The sequence below is a fragment of the Streptomyces sp. NPDC050147 genome, from assembly GCF_040660195.1.
Classification (GTDB): domain Bacteria; phylum Actinomycetota; class Actinomycetes; order Streptomycetales; family Streptomycetaceae; genus Streptomyces.
Genome location: NZ_JBFALJ010000003.1, coordinates 433,255 through 450,611, shown reverse-complemented (window position 1 = coordinate 450,611; position 17,357 = coordinate 433,255). Strand labels below are relative to the sequence as shown.

The following is a 17,357-nucleotide window of genomic DNA, read 5'->3' as shown; positions in this document are numbered from 1 at the left end:
CGTCCGCCCCTCGCCGAGGAGAGCTCATGCCGTTCCTGGAGCCCAAGCCGGAAGCCCTGCGCCCCACGTCGCGCCCAAAGGGCCCGGCTCCCGACCGGGTGCCGGACCGGCAGGCCAAGGGCACCCCGGAACCGCTGCGCTCGGAGCTGTCAGCGCTGCTCGGCGAGGACAAGGTCCTGACGAAGATCTCCGACCTCGTGCGGTACGCCTCCGACGCGAGCCCCTACCGCTTCGTGCCGCAGGTCGTGGTCGTCGCCGAGGACATCGACGACATCTCGGCCGTCCTGTCGTACGCGCACGGCAGGAGCCGCGAGGTCGTCTTCCGCGCGGCGGGTACCTCGCTCAACGGCCAGGCCCAGGGCGAGGACATCCTCGTCGACGTCCGCAAGCACTGGGCGGCCGTCGAGGTCATCGGTGACGGCGAGCGGGCCCGCATCGGTCCCGGGACGACCGTCCTGCGGGCCAACGCCACGCTCTCCCGGCACGGGCGGGTGCTCGGCCCGGACCCGGCGAGCGCCATCGCCTGCACGATCGGCGGAGTCGTCGCGAACAACGCCTCCGGGATGACGGCGGGCACCACCCGCAACTCGTACCGCACGGTGGCCTCGCTCACCTTCGTCCTGCCGACAGGCACCGTCGTCGACACGGCGGGCCCGGACGCCGACGAACAGCTCGCGCATGCCGAGCCGGCCCTGTGCGAGGGCCTGTTGTCGATCAAGCGCGAGATCGAGGCGGACCATGAGCTCACGGCCCGTATCCGTGCCAAGTACGAGATCAAGAACACCAACGGCTACCGCCTGGACGCGTTCCTGGACGGTGCGACGCCCGTCGAGATCCTGCGCGGCCTGATGGTCGGCTCGGAGGGCACCTTCGGGTTCATCTCGGAGGTCGTCTTCGACACGCTCCCGCTGGACCGGCACGTCACCACGGCGCTGCTGTTCTTCCCCTCCCTTCCTGCCGCCGCGGCGGCCGTCCCGATGTTCAACGAGGCGGGCGCGCTCGCCGTCGAGCTGATGGACGGCAACACCCTGCGCGCATCGACCAGCGTCGCGGGGGTGCCCGCCGACTGGGCGCGGCTCCCGAAGTCGACGGCCGCGCTCCTGGTGGAGTTCCGCGCACCGGACGAGGCACGCCAGGAGGCGTACGAAGCGGCGGCCGCCAAGGTCCTCGACGGGCTCGAACTCGTGGCGCCCGTCGCCTCGGTGACCAACGCCTTCACCCGTGACCCGAAGACGATCGGGGGCTACTGGAAGGCCCGCAAGGCCTTCGTGACAGCGGTCGGCGGCACACGCCCCTCCGGCACGACGCTGATCACCGAGGACTTCGCGGTGCCGCCGTCGCGGCTCGCCGCCGCCTGTGAGGCGCTCCTCGAGCTCCAGACCCGGCACGGCTTCGACGCGGCAGTCGCCGGGCATGCCGCGCACGGCAACCTGCACTTCCTGCTCGCCTTCGACGCGGGCCTGCCCTCGGACGTCGAGCGCTATGCCGCGTTCATGGACGAGTTCTGCAGGCTCACCGTCGAGCGCTTCGACGGCTCTCTCAAGGCCGAGCACGCGACGGGGCGCAACATCGCCCCGTTCCTGGAGCTCGAATGGGGGCCGAAGGCCACGGAGTTGATGTGGCGCACCAAGCAGGTCATCGACCCGGACGGCGTGCTCGCGCCGCGCATCGTCCTCGACCGGGACCCGAAGGCACACTTGCGCGGCCTGAAGACGATCCCCAAGGTGGAGCTGATCGCGGACCCCTGCATCGAGTGCGGCTTCTGCGAACCGAGCTGCCCCAGCGAGGACTTGACGACCACCCCGCGCCAGCGCATCGTGCTGCGCCGCGAGATGATGCGCCAGACACCCGGCTCCCCGGTCGAGAACGGCCTGATCGAGGCGTATGGATACGACGCCGTGGAGACCTGCGCGGGCGACTCCACCTGCAAGCTGGCCTGCCCGGTGGGCATCGACACGGGAGCCCTGATGAAGGACTTCCGGCACGCACGGCACTCACCGCGCGAGGAGAGAGCGGCCGCCGTCGCCGCCAAGAACTTCAAGGCGGTCGAGGCGGCGGCGCGGCTCGCGGTGGCCGCCGCCGACCGGATCAGCGACCGGCTGCTGACCTCCGTGACGCGCGCCGCACGCAAGGCGGTCCGCCCCGACCTGGTGCCCGAGTGGCTGCCGGCCATCCCCGCAGCGGCCGCCCGCAAACTGCCGCGCACGACACGCACGGGTGCGAGCGCCGTGTACTACCCGGCGTGCGTCAACCGCATCTTCGGGAGCCCCGGCGACCGCTCCCTGCCGGAGGCGATGGTCGCCGTCTCCACGCGCGCGGGCAGGCCCGTCTGGATTCCGGACGACGTCGCGGGGACCTGCTGCGCGACGATCTGGCACTCCAAGGGGTACGACGAGGGGAACGCGGTGATGGCCAACCGCATCGTCGAGGCGGCCTGGGGCTGGACGGCGGGCGGCCGGCTGCCGTTGGTGGTGGACGCCTCGTCCTGCACGCTCGGCATCGCACACGAAGTCGTGCCCTATCTCACCGCGGACAACCAGCAGTTGCACCAGGAGCTGACCGTCGTCGACTCCCTCGTGTGGGCCGCGGACGAGCTGCTCCCCCACCTGACCGTGCACCGCACGGTCGGCTCCGCCGTCCTGCACCCCACCTGCTCCATGAGCCACCTCGGCGACGAAGGCCAGCTGCGTGCCCTCGCCGAGGCCTGCGCCGACGAGGTGTTCGTCCCTGACGACGCGGGCTGCTGCGCCTTCGCCGGCGATCGCGGCATGCTGCACAAGGAGCTGACGGAGTCGGCCACCCGCAAGGAGGCGGCCGAGGTCACCGCCCGCCCCTTCGACGCGCACCTCTCGGCGAACCGCATGTGCGAGGTGGGCATGGACCACGCCACAGGCCGCGCCTACTACTCCGTACTCCTGGAGCTGGAGCGCGCGACACGACCGTGAGCACCGCCCCGTCGGCACACCCGTACACGACGCCCCGCGGAAGGGGCGCGAAATAAATCCAACTCCCTGGCCACTTCGGTCCCTTGCGCCACGCTCGTCGCCCCATCAGGGTGGCACCCGTTCCAGCGCAGGCATCCAAGCCACGGAGGTCCGATGCACGACGAGCACGCGATACCGAACCCTGACGAGTCCGCCACCCCTGACAACTCCGCCGACGGCACATCCCGCCGCGCCGTGCTCCGCACCGCCGGCCTCACCGGAGCCGGGCTCGGCCTCGGCGCACTCGCCGGCGGCACGGCCCACGCCGACGCCCCGCAGGCCGCGCCCGCGGGCGCGGCCACAGCCGCACAGGCGCCGCCCCGCAAGGGCAAGACCATGGTCGGCGTACCGTTCGAGCGGCGTTCCACGGTGCGTGTCGGCATCGTCGGACTCGGCAACCGTGGCGGCAGCATGATCGACCTGTTCCTCGCGATCCCCGGGGTGAAGGTCGTCGCGCTCTGCGACCCGGTCAAGGACAAGACCGCGGCTGCCGCGAAGAAGGTCACCGAAGCGGGCCAGCCCGCCCCGGCGACGTACACCAAGGGCGATCACGACTTCGAGAACCTGTGCAAGCGTGGTGACATCGACTTCGTGTACGTGGCGACGCCCTGGGACTGGCACTTCGACATGGCCAGAACGGCGATGCTGAACGGCAAGCACGTCGGTGTGGAGTGCCCGGTCGCGCTCCAGCTCGACCAGCTCTGGGAACTGGTCGACCTCTCCGAGCGCACGCGCAGACACTGCATGCAGCTGGAGAACTGCTGTTACGGCAAGAACGAGATGCGCGTCCTGCGCATGGCACACGCGGGCAAGTTCGGTGATCTGCTGCACGGAGCGGGTGCCTACAACCACGATCTTCGTGGCCTGATGTTCGACCCGAACTACTACGAGGGCCCCTGGCGGCGCCTGTGGCACACCCGGCTGCGCGGCGACCTCTATCCCAACCACGGTTTCGGCCCGGTCTCCAACTACATGGACATCAACCGCGGCGACCGCGTCACGCACATCTCCAGCTTCGGCACGCCCGCCCTCGGTCTCGCCGAGTACCGCAAGGCCCACATGCCGGCGGGCGACCCGAGCTGGAAGGAGACGTACATCGAGAGCGACCGCACCATCAGTCTCGTCCAGACGGCGAAGGGACGGGTGATCCGCTTGGAGCACGACGTCTCCACTCCGCACCCTTACAGCCGCATCAACAGCCTCGGCGGCACGAAGGGCGTCTTCGAGGACTATCCCTCCCGCATCTACATCGAGCCGGACCACACGGACGACGCATGGGGCGACTTCGGCAAGTACGCCACGGAGTTCGACCACTGGCTGTGGAAGGAGCACTCCAACCCGCCGGGCGGGCACGGCGGCATGGACTACATCATGATCTTCCGTCTGATGCAGACCATGCAGCTCGGCCTCGTGCCGGACTTCGACGTCTACGACGCCGCGGTCTGGACGTCGCCCGTTCCCCTGAGCCATCTGTCGATCAAGGCGAAGGGCGCGCCGCAGGCCATCCCCGACTTCACTCGCGGGATGTGGAAGAAGGCGCGTCCGGGGGTGGACTCGCAAAAGCCGCAGGCGTAAGGGGCCCCGGCCCGGCGGTGCGCACGTCGGCACTGCCGGGCTCCCGGGCCGCGACAGCGGGCCCTTCTGACAGATCTCCGTCCGAAGGGCCCTAGCCCTTCAGGTTCGCCTTGTCGCCCATCAGCACGACCGGGTGCCGCTTCGGGTCGAGGTTCTTCAGGAGGTACCGCATGCCCTCCTTCGACAGGCTGACGCAGCCCGACGTGCCGCTGCCGTGGTCCATGTGCAGCCAGATGCTGCCGCCCTTGGACTGGCCCTGGGGGCGGGTCGGGTCGTTGGGCGGGGTGCCCTTGGCGCGGTTGTAGTCGATGGCGATGACGTAGTCGAAGTCGTGCCAGTGCGACTTGGCCCAGTAGTGCGGGGCCTGCATCGACGCGCTCTGGGTGTAGGGGAGTCCGGCGCCAGGATCGGCGAGGACGCCGCCCGCGTCGGTGAGCGTGAAGACGCCGACCGGACTGCGCTTGTCGTTCTCGCGGTGGTCGGTCGTCCAGCCCTTCTTCCCGTTGTGCGCGGCCCAGCCGCGGGTCTTGTCCCAGGTGGAGCCGGACTTCTCGTACAGGACGACGGTCGACTTCGCCGAGTCCTCGCCCTCTCCGTACACCGCGACGACCTGCCGCGAGTTCTCGGGGATCTTGTTCTGCAGGCGGTCGCCCACGTCGGGGATGCGCTTGAGGTCGGTCGTCGGCGCCGCCTCGGCACTCTTGGCCCGGCCCGCGCCCTCGTCGTTCTTCGCCCCGGCCTTCGCCCCGTCGTCCGAACTGCCGCAGGACGTCAGAAGAACACCGCAGGCCGCGACGGCGGCCACCGTTCGCACCGCACCGGCTATACGCATCCGCCCATGGTCGCACTCGGCTCACGCGTGCCGCGCCGGTGCCCGGTCCGGGGCCGAGAAGGGGCCGAATCTTTACTTCCCGACGGAAAATCGTTTGCCTCGCGCCACGTTGCGAGGCGAACCTTTCACGGCCTGTTACCTCCGCTCGAGTTCAGTCGCCTCCACCTGTGGAGCCGCTCCTCCGTCCGTTCACCACCGTCCGTTCACGCCGGCACGCTCCGCCGAACCGACGGTCCGTCTCTTCGACCCTGGGACGTCACACGTCATGCAGATTCGCGATCTTCCGTACACCGACCCGGGCATGCCGGATGCCCGCTCGGGCCCTCACTTCCTGCGCTGGCTCGGGCGGAACCAGCTCGGCGGCCAGCTGAAGTCCCTCGCCTGGGGCATGCTGCACTTCGGCTCCATCGCGGTACTCCCCTACCTCGTCGGCCTCGCCGTGCAGGCCGTGATCGACCGCTCAGGGGAACGTCTCGCCGTCGCGGGCGCGGTGATGCTGCTGTGCGGCATGGCCATCGCCCTGGGCGACACCATGCTGCACCGCACCGCGGTCACCAACTGGATCACCGCTGCCGCCCGTGTCCAGCAGCTGCTGGCCCGCAAGACCGCACAGCTCGGCTCGGCGCTCACCCGCCGGGTCGCCGCCGGTGAAGTGGTCGCGGTCTCCACCGGTGACGTCGAGAAGATCGGCTGGTTCGTGGAGGCGGCCTCGCGGTTCGCGGCGGCCGCGCTCACGGTCGTCCTCGTCTGTGTGGGCCTCGTCGTGTACCAGCCCGCTCTCGGCGTCGTCGTCGCGGTGGGGGTTCCGGTGCTCGCGCTCGCCGTGCTCCCGCTGCTGCCGCGCGCCACCCGGCGCGCCGACCACCAGCGGGAGAAGGCCGGGCGTGCGACCGAACTGGCCTCGGACACCGTGGCGGGGCTGCGGGTGCTGCGCGGCATCGGCGGCGAGGAACTCTTCCTCGACCGCTACCGCCGCGCCTCGCAGGAGGTGCGTACGGCCGCCGTACGCAGCGCCCGCATGTGGGCGACGATCTCGGCGGTCCAGGTGCTGCTGCCCGGGCTGCTCCTGATCGTGGTCGTCTGGCACGGCGTGAACCTGGCCCGCGAGGGCCGGATCACCATCGGCGAACTGGTCACCGTCTACAGCACGGTCACGCTGCTGACCTACCCCTTGCGGCACTTCGAGGAGATCGCGATGGCCTACAGCTTCTCGCGCCCCTCTGCGAAACGAGCCGCCCGGGTGCTCTCCCTGCAGCGCACGGCGCACGCCGGCGACGAGCGGACGGCGAACACCGAGCACGCCGGAGACGAACCGCGTGACGGCACCCAGACGCCCACGGGAGATCTCCACGACCCCGCCACCGGACTGCTCGCCCCCTCGGGCCGTCTCACCGCCGTCGTGTGCGGGGACCCCGACGAGGCAGGGCGGCTCGCCGAACGCCTCGGCGGACATGCGGCGTTCGACGACGCGGAGAAACTGCCGTCCGTGCGGCTCGGCGGAGTACCGCTCGACGAGGTGCCGCTGGCCACCGCCCGCACCGCCGTCCTCGTCCAGGACAAGGACCCGGTGCTGCTGTCCGGCACGCTTCGCGGGCTCCTCGACGTACCGACATCGGGAGCGGTGAGCGCCGACGAGGCCCTGGACGCCGCGCAGTGCGCGGACGTCCTGGACGCCCTCGCGCAGGCTTCGGTGGACGAGGCCCCGATGGACGCCCATGTCACCGAGCGCGGGCGCTCCCTGTCGGGCGGGCAGCGGCAACGGCTCGCGCTGGCCCGCTCGTTGGTCACCGACCCCGAAGTGCTCGTGCTCGACGAGCCGACGTCCGCCGTCGACTCGCACACCGAGGCTCGGGTCGCCGATGGCATCAAGGGGCTGCGCAAAGGCCGTACGACCGTGGTCCTCACCTCTTCGCCGCTGCTCCTCGACCGGGCCGAGCGGGTCGTCTTCCTGTACGACGGCGAGGTCGCGGCGGTGGGCGAACACCGCGCGCTCGTGCACACCGAGCCGCGCTACCGGGCGGTCGTCACACGCGAGACGGACGAGGAACGAGCAGCGAAGACGCCGACCGACATCAAGACCGACAAGACCGGCATCGAGACCAACATCGAGATCGACATCGAGGAGACGGCATGATCGGCCTGGCGCCACCGGAGTACGACCCGGCGGCCCCGACCACCGCGGACACCCTGCCCGTGGGCGCGCCCGCGACGGTGGCAGCCTACGTACGCGAGCTGGTCAAGCGGCACCGCCGGGCCTTCGCCCTGCTCATCACGGTCAACACCTGCGCCGTGCTCGCCTCGATGGCCGGTCCCTACCTGCTGGGCGGTCTGGTCGAGAACGTCGCGGACAGCGCCCGCGAACTCCATCTGGGCCGCACCATCGGGTTCTTCTCCGTCGCCCTGGTCGTGCAGGCCCTCTTCGTCCATCAGGTGCGGCTGCGCGGCGCGATGCTCGGTGAGCGGATGCTGGCCGATCTGCGCGAGGACTTCCTGGTGCGGTCGGTCGGGCTGCCGCCGGGTGTGCTGGAGCGAGCCGGGACAGGGGACCTCCTCTCGCGGATCACCACGGACGTCGACCGGCTCGCCAACGCCATGCGGGAGGCGGTGCCTCAGCTCGCGATCGGCGTGGTGTGGGCCGTGCTGCTGGTCGGCGGACTCGCCGTGACCGCGCCGCCGCTGGCCCCCGCCATCCTTGTCGCGGTGCCGCTGCTCGTCGTCGGCTGCCGCTGGTACTTCAAGCGGGCGCCCTCCGCCTACCGTTCGGAGGCCGCCGGATACGCCGCTGTCGCCGCCGCCCTGGCCGAGACCATCGACGCGGGCCGCACGGTGGAGGCGCACCGGCTCGGGAAGCGCCGCGTGGACCTTTCGGAGCGTCGTATCCGTGAATGGACGGCGTGGGAACGGCACACTCTCTACCTGCGTTCCGTCCTCTTCCCGGTCATCACCTTCACCCACACCCTCGTGCTCTGCTCGGTCCTGATGATCGGCGGCGTGTTCGTCCTGCAGGGCTGGATCGGTGTCGGGCAGCTGGCCACAGGTGCCCTGATCGCGCAGATGCTCGTCGATCCGCTGGGCATCATCCTGCGCTGGTACGACGAGTTGCAGGTCGCCCAGGTCTCACTGGCCCGCCTGGTCGGCGTACGGGACATCGAACCGGACGTGGGCGACGGCTCCCTGGCTCCTGACGGACGCGCTGTGCTCGCGGACGACGTGCACTTCGGCTACCGCGCGGGCGTCGACGTCCTGCGGAAGGTCTCACTCGCCGTCGAGCCCGGCTCGCGGGTCGCCCTGGTCGGCCCGTCCGGCGCGGGCAAGTCCACGCTGGGCAGACTGCTCGCCGGGATCTACGCGCCGCGGGCCGGTCACGTGACGCTGGGCGGCGCGGAGCTGTCGGCCATGCCCGCGGAGGACGTCCGCTCCCACGTCGCGCTGGTCAACCAGGAGCACCACGTCTTCGTGGGTTCCCTGCGCGACAACCTCCTGCTCGCGAGGACGGGGGCGGGGGACGCCGAACTCTGGGCCGCGCTGGGCGCGGTCGACGCGGACACCTGGGCGCGGGCCCTGAGCGAGGGCCTGGACACCGAGGTGGGCTCGGGCGGCTTCGCCCTCACCCCGGCGCAGGCCCAGCAGATCGCGCTGGCCCGCCTGGTCCTCGCCGACCCGCACACCCTGGTCCTGGACGAGGCGACCTCACTCCTCGACCCGCGCGCGGCACGTCACTTGGAACGCTCCCTCGCGCGTGTCCTGGACGGCCGCACGGTCGTCGCCATCGCACACCGGCTGCACACCGCGCACGACGCGGACGTCATCGCGGTGGTCGAGAACGGCCGGATCAGTGAGCTGGGCAGCCATGACGAGCTGGTGGGAGCGGACGGCGCGTACGCGGCGCTCTGGCGCTCCTGGCACGGGTAGCGGGCCCCCGTGGCACGGGGAGTTGCCCCCCGCGTCGGCGGGGCGGAGCGATCCTTCTCGCTCCGCCCCGCCGACGCGGTCGGCTGAGGCCAGGCCGCCACTCCGGTCAATTGGCCGCAGGAGCGGAAACGTCGTCGAGCACCTCGCGCAGCCTGAGCGCGAAGGCGTCCGGCTTGCCCGGGTAACCGGACTCAGGGCCCGTGAAGCCGCCGTGGTGACTCGGGAACACGACCGGCCGCTGTCCCAGCAGCGCGGCTGCCGCCACCGAGGTACGCCAGGTGAACACGCCCTCCGACTCCTCCCCCACCGCGATCACGATCCGCGTCGACGCCGCGGCGAGCGCGCCGGCATCGAGCCGGTAACCGCTCACCGCCCACGACCGGTCGGAGAGCAGCGGGTCGCCGCGCGAGCCGTCGTCCTGCGTCGGCAAACCGAACGCGGCAGGATCGGGGTCGGGCTGCGCGAAGTAGGCGTCGGTGAATTCGCCCTGCCATGACGTCATCGTGATGAAGGCCGCCATTCCGGCACCCCAGCCGCTCTTGTCGTACGCGTCCGAAACACCGGTCCTGGCGCGCTCGGCGGCCCGGGCGTCGGGGAGCACGGCGAGCAGCGGCGGCTCGTGCGCGACCAGGGTGGTCACGTCGTCGGGGTACGCCGCCACCAGTGCCAGCGCGACCACCGCGCCACCGCTGCTCCCGAACAGCTCGACGGGCCCGGTCTCCAGTGCCTGGATCACGGCGTGCACGTCACCGGCCTGGACCTCGGGGTCGTGGTCGTGCCTGTCATCGCTGCGGCTGCTGCGGCCGAGGCCACGCGGGTCATAGGTGACCACGGTGCGGTCGGGGAGGCGGGCCGCCAGAGCCGCGAATCCGTCGGCGGTCATGGGCTGGCCGATCATGAGCAGCGGAGGGCGTCCGTCCACCGTCGGCACAGGGCCGTGGACGTCGTAGGCGAGCTCGGCGCCCGGTGTCTTGAGCATGTGCGTCGTTGTCATGGTCGTGTAGACCCTGATCCCGGCCGAAACTCATCGCCGGGCCGCACCCGGATGAGAATTGCCTCAGATGAAGTTGAGCGCGGCCGCGCCGCCCACTCCACCGAGCAGCATGAAGGCCGGCATCAGCACCTTCAGCTCGATCCAGCTGCCCGCCCGGAACCGCATCAGCTTCGGCGGTCCGATGGGGTACCAGCGCTTGCGGCCGATGGGGATCGGCCACAGGATCGGGCAGCCGGAGACGGTGAGCGCGTCCCCGATGTCGTGCACCAGGGCGCCGAGCACGATCGGAAGACCCAGCCACAGGTACTCCTGGCCCGGCGCGGTGAATAGCCAGTCCGCGCCGTTGCCCGGCTTGTCCAGGACTCCGGCGAGGATCCAGGCGCTCGTCGCGGCGAGCAGCCACACCAGCACATCGCTGCCGGACCCCCGGGTGGCCCGCCACAGCAGGCCTTCGATGGCCAGCACCATGTGGACGAAGAGCAGCGCGAGGACCGCCCAGCGGCCACCGAAGAGGGCGAGGGCGGAGGCGCCCGCCCCGATGAGGACCGCCCACAGCCAGGTGTGCGTCAGGGTGCGGTGCCCGCCGGCCCGGCGCGGGTCACCCTGCTTGCGCGTCGCCTTGTAGACGGCGGCCGAGAGCTTGTCGACGATCTCGCACAGGCCTCGGGAGACGGGCCCGAAGGCCCGCGAGATGGTCGCCGACTTGTGGTCGAGGTCAGGTGCGAGCGCGGCCCCGGCGCAGATCAGCGCCCCGACGAGGAGGACCGGCCAGGGCATCGTGTGCCCCGCGGCCGCCGCGGCGGCTCCGACGCCGAGCCAGGCCGCGGCCCCCGACAGTGAGTGTGCCGGACCCATCATGGCTGTTCCCCGCCCATTCCCGTTGTACTGACGCCCCGTTGGCGACACAGCGTAGCGTTCGTGATCTTCGTGCGGACCGCCGGTTCCCTGATCGGGTGAGAAGGGAGGCAAGATGGGGGTGTGACACTCATTGATCGACTGCCGCCGGATGCCGACCCCGATGCCCTCTTCGAAGCCTTCTCTACGTGGGCCGAGGAGACGGGGATCACTCTCTACCCGGCTCAGGAGGAGGCGCTGATCGAGGTGGTCTCCGGAGCCAACGTGATCTTGTCCACGCCGACCGGCTCCGGAAAGAGCCTGGTCGCGGCGGGTGCGCACTTCACCGCACTGGCCCAGGACAAGGTCACCTTCTACACGGCTCCGATCAAGGCGCTGGTGTCGGAGAAGTTCTTCGACCTGTGCAAGCTCTTCGGCACCGAGAACGTCGGCATGCTGACCGGTGACGCGTCCGTGAACTCCGACGCCCCGGTCATCTGCTGCACGGCCGAGGTCCTCGCGTCCATCGCGCTGCGGGACGGCAAGCACGCCGACGTCGGCCAGGTCGTGATGGACGAGTTCCACTTCTATGCGGAGGGGGACCGGGGCTGGGCCTGGCAGATCCCGATCCTCGAACTGCCGCAGGCGCAGTTCATCCTCATGTCCGCGACGCTCGGCGACGTCTCGATGTTCGAGAAGGACCTGACGCGCCGCACGGGACGCCCCACCTCCGTGGTCCGCTCCGCGACCCGCCCCGTCCCCCTGTCGTACGAATACCGCCTGACGCCGATCACGGAGACGCTCACCGAGCTCCTTGAGACCAAGCAGGCGCCGGTCTACATCGTGCACTTCACGCAGGCACAGGCCGTCGAGCGCGCGCAGTCGCTGATGAGCATCAACATGTGCACCCGCGAGGAGAAGGACAAGATCGCCGACCTGATCGGCAGCTTCCGCTTCACCACCAAGTTCGGCCGCAACCTCTCGCGGTACGTGCGCCACGGCATCGGCGTACACCACGCGGGCATGCTGCCCAAGTACCGGCGGCTCGTCGAGAAGCTCGCGCAAGCCGGTCTGCTGAAGGTCATCTGCGGCACGGACACCCTCGGCGTCGGCGTCAACGTCCCGATCCGCACGGTGCTGTTCACCGCTCTCACCAAATACGACGGCACCCGCGTACGCACCCTGCGCGCCCGGGAGTTCCACCAGATCGCGGGCCGCGCGGGACGCGCGGGCTTCGACACGGCAGGCCTCGTCGTGGCGCAGGCGCCCGAGCACGTCATCGAGAACGAGAAGGCGCTCAACAAGGCGGGCGACGACCCGAAGAAGCGCCGCAAGGTGGTGCGCAAGAAGGCCCCCGAAGGCTTCGTCGGCTGGACCGAGGCCGGATTCGAGAAGCTCATCGCATCCGAGCCCGAGCCACTGACCTCCCGCTTCCGCGTCACGCACACCATGCTGCTCGCGGTGATCGCCCGCCCGGGCAACGCCTTCGAGGCGATGCGCCACCTCCTCGAGGACAACCACGAGCCGCGCAAGCAGCAGCTGCGCCACATCCGCCGCGCCATCGCCATCTACCGCTCGCTGCTCGACGGCGGTGTGGTCGAGAAGCTCGACGAGCCGGACGCCTCGGGCCGCATCGTGCGCCTGACGGTCGACCTCCAGCAGAACTTCGCGCTCAACCAGCCGCTGTCGACGTTCGCGCTCGCCGCCTTCGACCTGCTCGACCAGGAATCGCCTTCGTACGCCCTGGACATGGTGTCCGTCGTCGAGTCCACCCTCGACGACCCGCGCCAGATCCTCGCCGCTCAGCAGAACAAGGCGCGCGGCGAGGCCGTGGCCCTGATGAAGGCGGACGGCGTCGAGTACGAGGACCGCATGGAGCGGCTCCAGGACATCACGTACCCCAAGCCTCTGGAAGAGCTCCTCTTCCACGCGTACAACACCTACAAGACGAGCCACCCGTGGGTCGGCGACCACCCGCTCTCCCCCAAGTCCGTGATCCGCGACATGTACGAACGGGCTCTGACCTTCACGGAGTTCACCTCCTTCTACGAGCTCGCCCGCACCGAGGGCATCGTCCTTCGCTACCTCGCGAGCGCGTACAAGGCCTTTGAGCACACCATCCCGGACGACCTGAAGTCCGAGGACCTGGAGGACCTCATCGCCTGGCTCGGCGAGATGGTGCGCCAGGTCGACTCCAGCCTCCTGGACGAGTGGGAGCAGCTCGCCAACCCCGAGGTGATGACGGCGGAGGAAGCCCAGGAGAAGGCCGACCAGGTCAAGCCGGTCACGGCCAACGCCCGCGCCTTCCGCGTCCTGGTCCGCAACGCGCTCTTTCGCCGCGTGGAGCTCGCCGCGCTCGACCACGTCGAGGAACTGGGCGAACTGGACGCCGATTCCGGCTGGGACGCCGACGCCTGGGGCGCTGCCATGGACAAGTACTGGGACGAGTACGAGGATCTCGGCACCGGTCCCGACGCGCGCGGCCCCAAGCTGCTGCTCATCGAGGAAGACCCGGAGCACGGTCTGTGGCGCGTCAGGCAGACGTTCGCCGACCCGAACGGCGACCATGACTGGGGCATCAGCGCGGAGGTCGATCTCGCGGCCTCCGACGAGGAGGGCCGCGCCGTCGTCCGCGTCACGGACGTCGGCCAGCTCTGACAGCTGACGATTATTGTCCGCTGATCGCCGATCGCTGACCGCCACCGCCACCGCCACCGCCACCGCCGAGCTTCCCCCGGACAGGAGTCGAGGAACCGCCATGAACAACCCCGCCGACCGTCTTGTCGACGTGCTGGACCTTGAGCAGATCGAGCTCAACATCTTCCGTGGCCGCAGCCCGCAGGAGTCCCTGCAGCGGGTCTTCGGCGGGCAGGTCGCCGGGCAGGCGCTGGTGGCCGCGGGGCGCACCACCGAGGGCGAGCGCCCGGTCCACTCGCTGCACGCCTACTTCCTGCGGCCCGGCCGGCCGGGCGTGCCGATCGTGTATCAGGTCGAGCGGGTGCGGGACGGACGGTCCTTCACCACGCGTCGTGTGACCGCCGTCCAGCAGGGCCGCACCATCTTCAATCTCACGGCTTCCTTTCATCAGCCCGAGGAAGGGGCCTTCGAGCACCAGCTGCCGCCGCGCATCGACGCCCCCGACCCCGAGTCGCTGCCGACGGTCGCCCAGGAGATCACCGAGCATCTGGGTCAGCTCCCCGAGCAACTGGAGCGCATGGCAAGGCGCCAGCCCTTCGACATCCGCTACGTCGACCGGTTGCGCTGGACCACCGATGAAATCAAGGACGCCGAGCCGCGCAGCGCGGTCTGGATGCGTGCGGTGGGCCCGCTCGGTGACGACCCCCTCGTCCACACCTGCGCCCTGACATACGCGAGCGACATGACGCTCCTGGACGCCGTCCGCATCCCGGTGGAACCGTTGTGGGGCCCGCGCGGCTTCGACATGGCCTCGCTGGACCACGCCATGTGGTTCCACCGCCCCTTCCGCGCGGACGAATGGTTCCTGTACGACCAGGAGTCACCGATCGCGACGGGCGGCCGAGGCCTGGCCCGCGGCCGTATCTACGACATCGAGGGCAGACTGCTGGTCTCGGTCGTCCAAGAAGGGCTCTTCAGGGCCTACGGCGAGCGCCACATGGACGGCCGGCCGTCGACGGGGGCATGAGCGGTCGCGTCAGCCCGGCGCGCTGCCCCCGTCGCGAGCGGGGAACGGCCCCTCGCCCCCTGCGAGATGTGAGGGGCCGTTGTCACGCCTACTGCTTCGGGGCACCGGCGCGGGCGGCCGGGAGCTTCACCTCCCCCTGGTTGAGGACGCGTGGTGCGCTTGGTGAAGAGCATGGACGAGGAGATCGAGCTTCAGCGTCACTGGTGGCGGTCGGGGCAAATCGCCGGTTCTGTGCTGGTCGACTTTCGCGAGCGTGACCCCCGCGTCCCCGTTCTCTCGCAGCTCGGGATGCCGGTGGTGGCTGTCGCCCACCCCTCGCTGACGGGGTCGTTCACCTCGCTGTGGACCGACGACACCGCGGCCGTCACGGAAGCAGTGCGCTATCTCGCGGCGTTGGGACACCGCTCCATCGCCCGGGTCGGCGGCACCGCCGAGCTGGGGCACAGTGTGATCCGCGGCGCCGCCTTCACCGCGGCCATGGCCGACCTGGGGTTGCCGGAGGAGCGTCAGCTGGCCACGGACTTCTCCGGCGAGGCGGGGGCCCGAGCGACGCGCTCGCTGCTCACCGCGGCCGAGCGGCCCACAGCGATCATCTACGACAACGACTTGATGGCCGTGGCCGGGCTCTCTGTCGCCGCCGAGATGGACCTGCGGGTGCCCGCCGACATCTCCCTGCTGGCCTGGGACGACTCGCAGTTGTGCAAGCTGACCCACCCGACGCTCTCCGCGATGAGCCATGACATCTACGCCTTCGGAGCGGATGTGGCCCGTTCCCTCTATGAGGTTCTGTCCGGCCGGCGTGTGGCCCCTCACCAGGTGCCCACGCCGACGCTCACCCCACGGGACTCCACGGGCCCGCCACCGAAAGGGCCACAGGCGGCGCATACGTTCCCGGCAGAATGACATGAGTGCCTCCGATCGTTCGGTCAAGGCTCAGGTAAGGCAGAGAGATGGATGGGGCATTGATGAGTGATGGGGATTTGACCGCGTACCGCGACGGCCTGCTCGCCGAGGCCGTACGGCTCCGCGAGGACGGCCGCCGGGAGGAGGCTCGGGAACGACTGCTCGCCTTGAGCGAGCAGCTCCCCCTGGACGTGGAGGTGGCATACCAGACCGCGTGGGTGCACGACACACTCGGCCTGGAGGCCGAGGCGGTGCCGTACTACGTACGCGCGGTCGAGGCACCCGGCCTTTCTCCTGATGACCGCCGAGGAGCGCTCCTGGGTCTTGGCAGCACTTACCGCGTCCTTGGCCGGTATGCGGAAGCCGTCACGACCTTGGGTGACGCGGCAGCTGAATTCCCCGACGACGGCGCCCTCAAGACCTTCCTGGCCATGGCCCTCTACAACAACGGCCGGACACACGAAGCGATGGAGATCCTCCTGACTGTGCTCGCCACCACGAGCAAGGACCCGGGCATCGCCGCCTACCGCCCCGCGATCGAGCATTACGCCAAGGACCTCGACGCGACCATGTAGCGGCGCCCGTGGCAGGGCCTGCCTTCACGTCCGTTCGCCTCCCCTCCCTCGTGGCTCTGGTTACGCTCCCCTGCGGCGCATCCACTTGAGCAGACCTCGTGGCTCCGTCCGGCTGCTCTTCTCTTCACCGGGCAGCGCGGCGGATGGTGTTTCCAGATGCGCCGCGGGGTGCGGCGCAGGGGCGTGCAGACTCGGCTCGGCATCGGACTCTGCCCGAGGGCCAGGGACGGCACCGGCTGCCGGGTGGGGCCCAGGCTTCGGCACGGGCCGTGGCGCCGGGCGCTGTCGTCGGGCCTGGGACAGGCTGATGGTGAGATTGGCCCGCAACCAGCGGATCTCGTCCGGATCGTCCGCGGTCGTGATCTTGTGAATGATCCGTCCCGCCGGCGACTCCGGCGCGCCTTGGCCCAAGGGCTCGGGCATGAGCCTGCGTACGTAGGCGCGTTCGTACGGATCCCTGATGATTTCCGAGATCTGGACCGGGTCGAGCAGCGAGGCCACGGCCGCGGCGCGCTCCCAGGGGTCGTCGGTCTGCCGCAGCAGCGCTCCCGCGTGGCGGCCCCGCCAGTTCCGTGCCCGCAGATCGACGCCCGCCTCCAGTTGGGCGCGGATCGTGCCGGGGGCTCGTCCGGTGAGCAGGCCGGCGTTGACCTCGGTTTCGGCGAAATGCTTCAGCTCTTCGGCCAGATACAGCCAGACCACCGCGCGGTAACGGTTCAGGTAAAATTTTACCGGGGTGACGAAGCCTGCGCGTGTGAGCCGGGTGAACCGGGCCGTGGAGATGTTCATGAGAGCCGCGCCCTCCGTGGTGCCCACGGCTCTGATGCGCTCCAGCCACGCCGCGGGAAAGCCGTCCTCTGCACGGACGCGCTCGATCTCCTCGCGTGTGACGCGGCGCCGCCCACCGGCTGAGTCGCGGACGGTGCGGACGCGTCCCAACATCACGGCGAGCTCGAACTCGCCGCGTTTCAACCCCAGTTCGCGTGCCGCTCGGCTCTGCGCGACCGCTGTCCGCGCTGCCGTGTCGACGGTTTCCCGCGTGATCGTGTGACCAGTCATGGTGGTTCTCCCCCGTGAGGCGTCT

General features: G+C 70.2%; 11 protein-coding genes and 1 pseudogene. 8 read left to right on the top strand and 4 right to left on the bottom strand.

Annotated elements, in window-relative coordinates; genetic code table 11:
• The first annotated feature begins 26 nt into the window (after nucleotides 1-26).
• Together AB0I94_RS08445 and AB0I94_RS08440 are read left to right on the top strand one after the other, a co-directional pair.
• Complete coding sequence (locus AB0I94_RS08445; protein ID WP_363308660.1) at nucleotides 27-2,945, top strand: FAD-binding and (Fe-S)-binding domain-containing protein; 2,919 nt, start codon at nucleotides 27-29, stop codon at nucleotides 2,943-2,945.
• Between the two features lie 153 nt (nucleotides 2,946-3,098).
• Nucleotides 3,099-4,559, top strand: a complete 1,461-nt coding sequence (locus AB0I94_RS08440) for a Gfo/Idh/MocA family oxidoreductase (protein ID WP_363308659.1) — start codon at nucleotides 3,099-3,101, stop codon at nucleotides 4,557-4,559.
• A 91-nt stretch (nucleotides 4,560-4,650) separates the two neighbouring features.
• On the opposite strand, the gene AB0I94_RS08435 is transcribed toward AB0I94_RS08440, so the two are convergent.
• Nucleotides 4,651-5,391, bottom strand: a complete 741-nt coding sequence (locus AB0I94_RS08435; RefSeq protein WP_363308658.1) for a L,D-transpeptidase family protein — start codon at nucleotides 5,389-5,391, stop codon at nucleotides 4,651-4,653.
• 265 nt (nucleotides 5,392-5,656) lie between these two features.
• Between AB0I94_RS08435 and AB0I94_RS08430 the strand changes: the two genes are divergently transcribed.
• Nucleotides 5,657-7,525, top strand: coding sequence for an ABC transporter ATP-binding protein (locus AB0I94_RS08430; protein ID WP_363308657.1), 1,869 nt, complete (start codon nucleotides 5,657-5,659; stop codon nucleotides 7,523-7,525).
• The gene (locus tag AB0I94_RS08425) at nucleotides 7,522-9,303 is read left to right on the top strand and encodes an ABC transporter ATP-binding protein (protein WP_363308656.1); all 1,782 of its coding nucleotides are present in this window, start codon (nucleotides 7,522-7,524) and stop codon (nucleotides 9,301-9,303) included. The genes AB0I94_RS08430 and AB0I94_RS08425 overlap by 4 nt, the downstream gene beginning before the upstream one ends.
• A 106-nt stretch (nucleotides 9,304-9,409) precedes the next feature.
• Here the strand turns inward: AB0I94_RS08425 and AB0I94_RS08420 are convergent, their stop codons facing one another.
• Both AB0I94_RS08420 and AB0I94_RS08415 read right to left on the bottom strand, forming a co-directional pair.
• Nucleotides 9,410-10,297: an alpha/beta hydrolase gene (locus AB0I94_RS08420; RefSeq protein ID WP_363308655.1), complete on the bottom strand. Its 888-nt coding sequence runs from the start codon at nucleotides 10,295-10,297 to the stop codon at nucleotides 9,410-9,412.
• A 63-nt stretch (nucleotides 10,298-10,360) separates the two neighbouring features.
• Nucleotides 10,361-11,155, bottom strand: a complete 795-nt coding sequence (locus AB0I94_RS08415; protein ID WP_363308654.1) for a metal-dependent hydrolase — start codon at nucleotides 11,153-11,155, stop codon at nucleotides 10,361-10,363.
• Between the two features lie 120 nt (nucleotides 11,156-11,275).
• Here AB0I94_RS08415 and AB0I94_RS08410 point away from each other — a divergent pair, with 120 nt between their 5' ends.
• The 4 genes and pseudogenes from AB0I94_RS08410 (at nucleotide 11,276) to AB0I94_RS08395 (ending at nucleotide 16,273) form a co-directional block, all read left to right on the top strand.
• Nucleotides 11,276-13,789 (top strand): DUF3516 domain-containing protein, encoded by a 2,514-nt coding sequence (locus AB0I94_RS08410; RefSeq protein ID WP_363308653.1) that lies wholly within the window; start codon nucleotides 11,276-11,278, stop codon nucleotides 13,787-13,789.
• A 100-nt stretch (nucleotides 13,790-13,889) separates the two neighbouring features.
• Nucleotides 13,890-14,795 (top strand): acyl-CoA thioesterase II, encoded by a 906-nt coding sequence (locus AB0I94_RS08405; protein WP_363308652.1) that lies wholly within the window; start codon nucleotides 13,890-13,892, stop codon nucleotides 14,793-14,795.
• A gap of 150 nt (nucleotides 14,796-14,945) precedes the next feature.
• Nucleotides 14,946-15,698: pseudogene (locus tag AB0I94_RS08400) on the top strand (substrate-binding domain-containing protein); the annotation flags it as partial.
• 62 nt (nucleotides 15,699-15,760) lie between these two features.
• Nucleotides 15,761-16,273 (top strand): tetratricopeptide repeat protein, encoded by a 513-nt coding sequence (locus AB0I94_RS08395; RefSeq protein ID WP_363308651.1) that lies wholly within the window; start codon nucleotides 15,761-15,763, stop codon nucleotides 16,271-16,273.
• 60 nt (nucleotides 16,274-16,333) lie between these two features.
• Here AB0I94_RS08395 and AB0I94_RS08390 read toward each other — a convergent pair whose 3' ends face one another.
• Nucleotides 16,334-17,332: a DUF6397 family protein gene (locus tag AB0I94_RS08390; protein WP_363308650.1), complete on the bottom strand. Its 999-nt coding sequence runs from the start codon at nucleotides 17,330-17,332 to the stop codon at nucleotides 16,334-16,336.
• Between the last annotated feature and the right edge of the window lie 25 nt (nucleotides 17,333-17,357).

Bases quoted from the DNA above. Each gene is read 5' to 3' on its own strand.
- AB0I94_RS08445 (WP_363308660.1), top strand. From the start codon at position 27: ATGCCGTTCCTGGAGCCCAAGCCGGAAGCCCTGCGCCCCACGTCGCGC.
- AB0I94_RS08440 (WP_363308659.1), top strand. From the start codon at position 3,099: ATGCACGACGAGCACGCGATACCGAACCCTGACGAGTCCGCCACCCCT.
- AB0I94_RS08435 (WP_363308658.1), bottom strand. From the start codon at position 5,391: ATGCGTATAGCCGGTGCGGTGCGAACGGTGGCCGCCGTCGCGGCCTGC.
- AB0I94_RS08430 (WP_363308657.1), top strand. From the start codon at position 5,657: ATGCAGATTCGCGATCTTCCGTACACCGACCCGGGCATGCCGGATGCC.
- AB0I94_RS08425 (WP_363308656.1), top strand. From the start codon at position 7,522: ATGATCGGCCTGGCGCCACCGGAGTACGACCCGGCGGCCCCGACCACC.
- AB0I94_RS08420 (WP_363308655.1), bottom strand. From the start codon at position 10,297: ATGACAACGACGCACATGCTCAAGACACCGGGCGCCGAGCTCGCCTAC.
- AB0I94_RS08415 (WP_363308654.1), bottom strand. From the start codon at position 11,155: ATGATGGGTCCGGCACACTCACTGTCGGGGGCCGCGGCCTGGCTCGGC.
- AB0I94_RS08405 (WP_363308652.1), top strand. From the start codon at position 13,890: ATGAACAACCCCGCCGACCGTCTTGTCGACGTGCTGGACCTTGAGCAG.
- AB0I94_RS08395 (WP_363308651.1), top strand. From the start codon at position 15,761: ATGAGTGATGGGGATTTGACCGCGTACCGCGACGGCCTGCTCGCCGAG.
- AB0I94_RS08390 (WP_363308650.1), bottom strand. From the start codon at position 17,332: ATGACTGGTCACACGATCACGCGGGAAACCGTCGACACGGCAGCGCGG.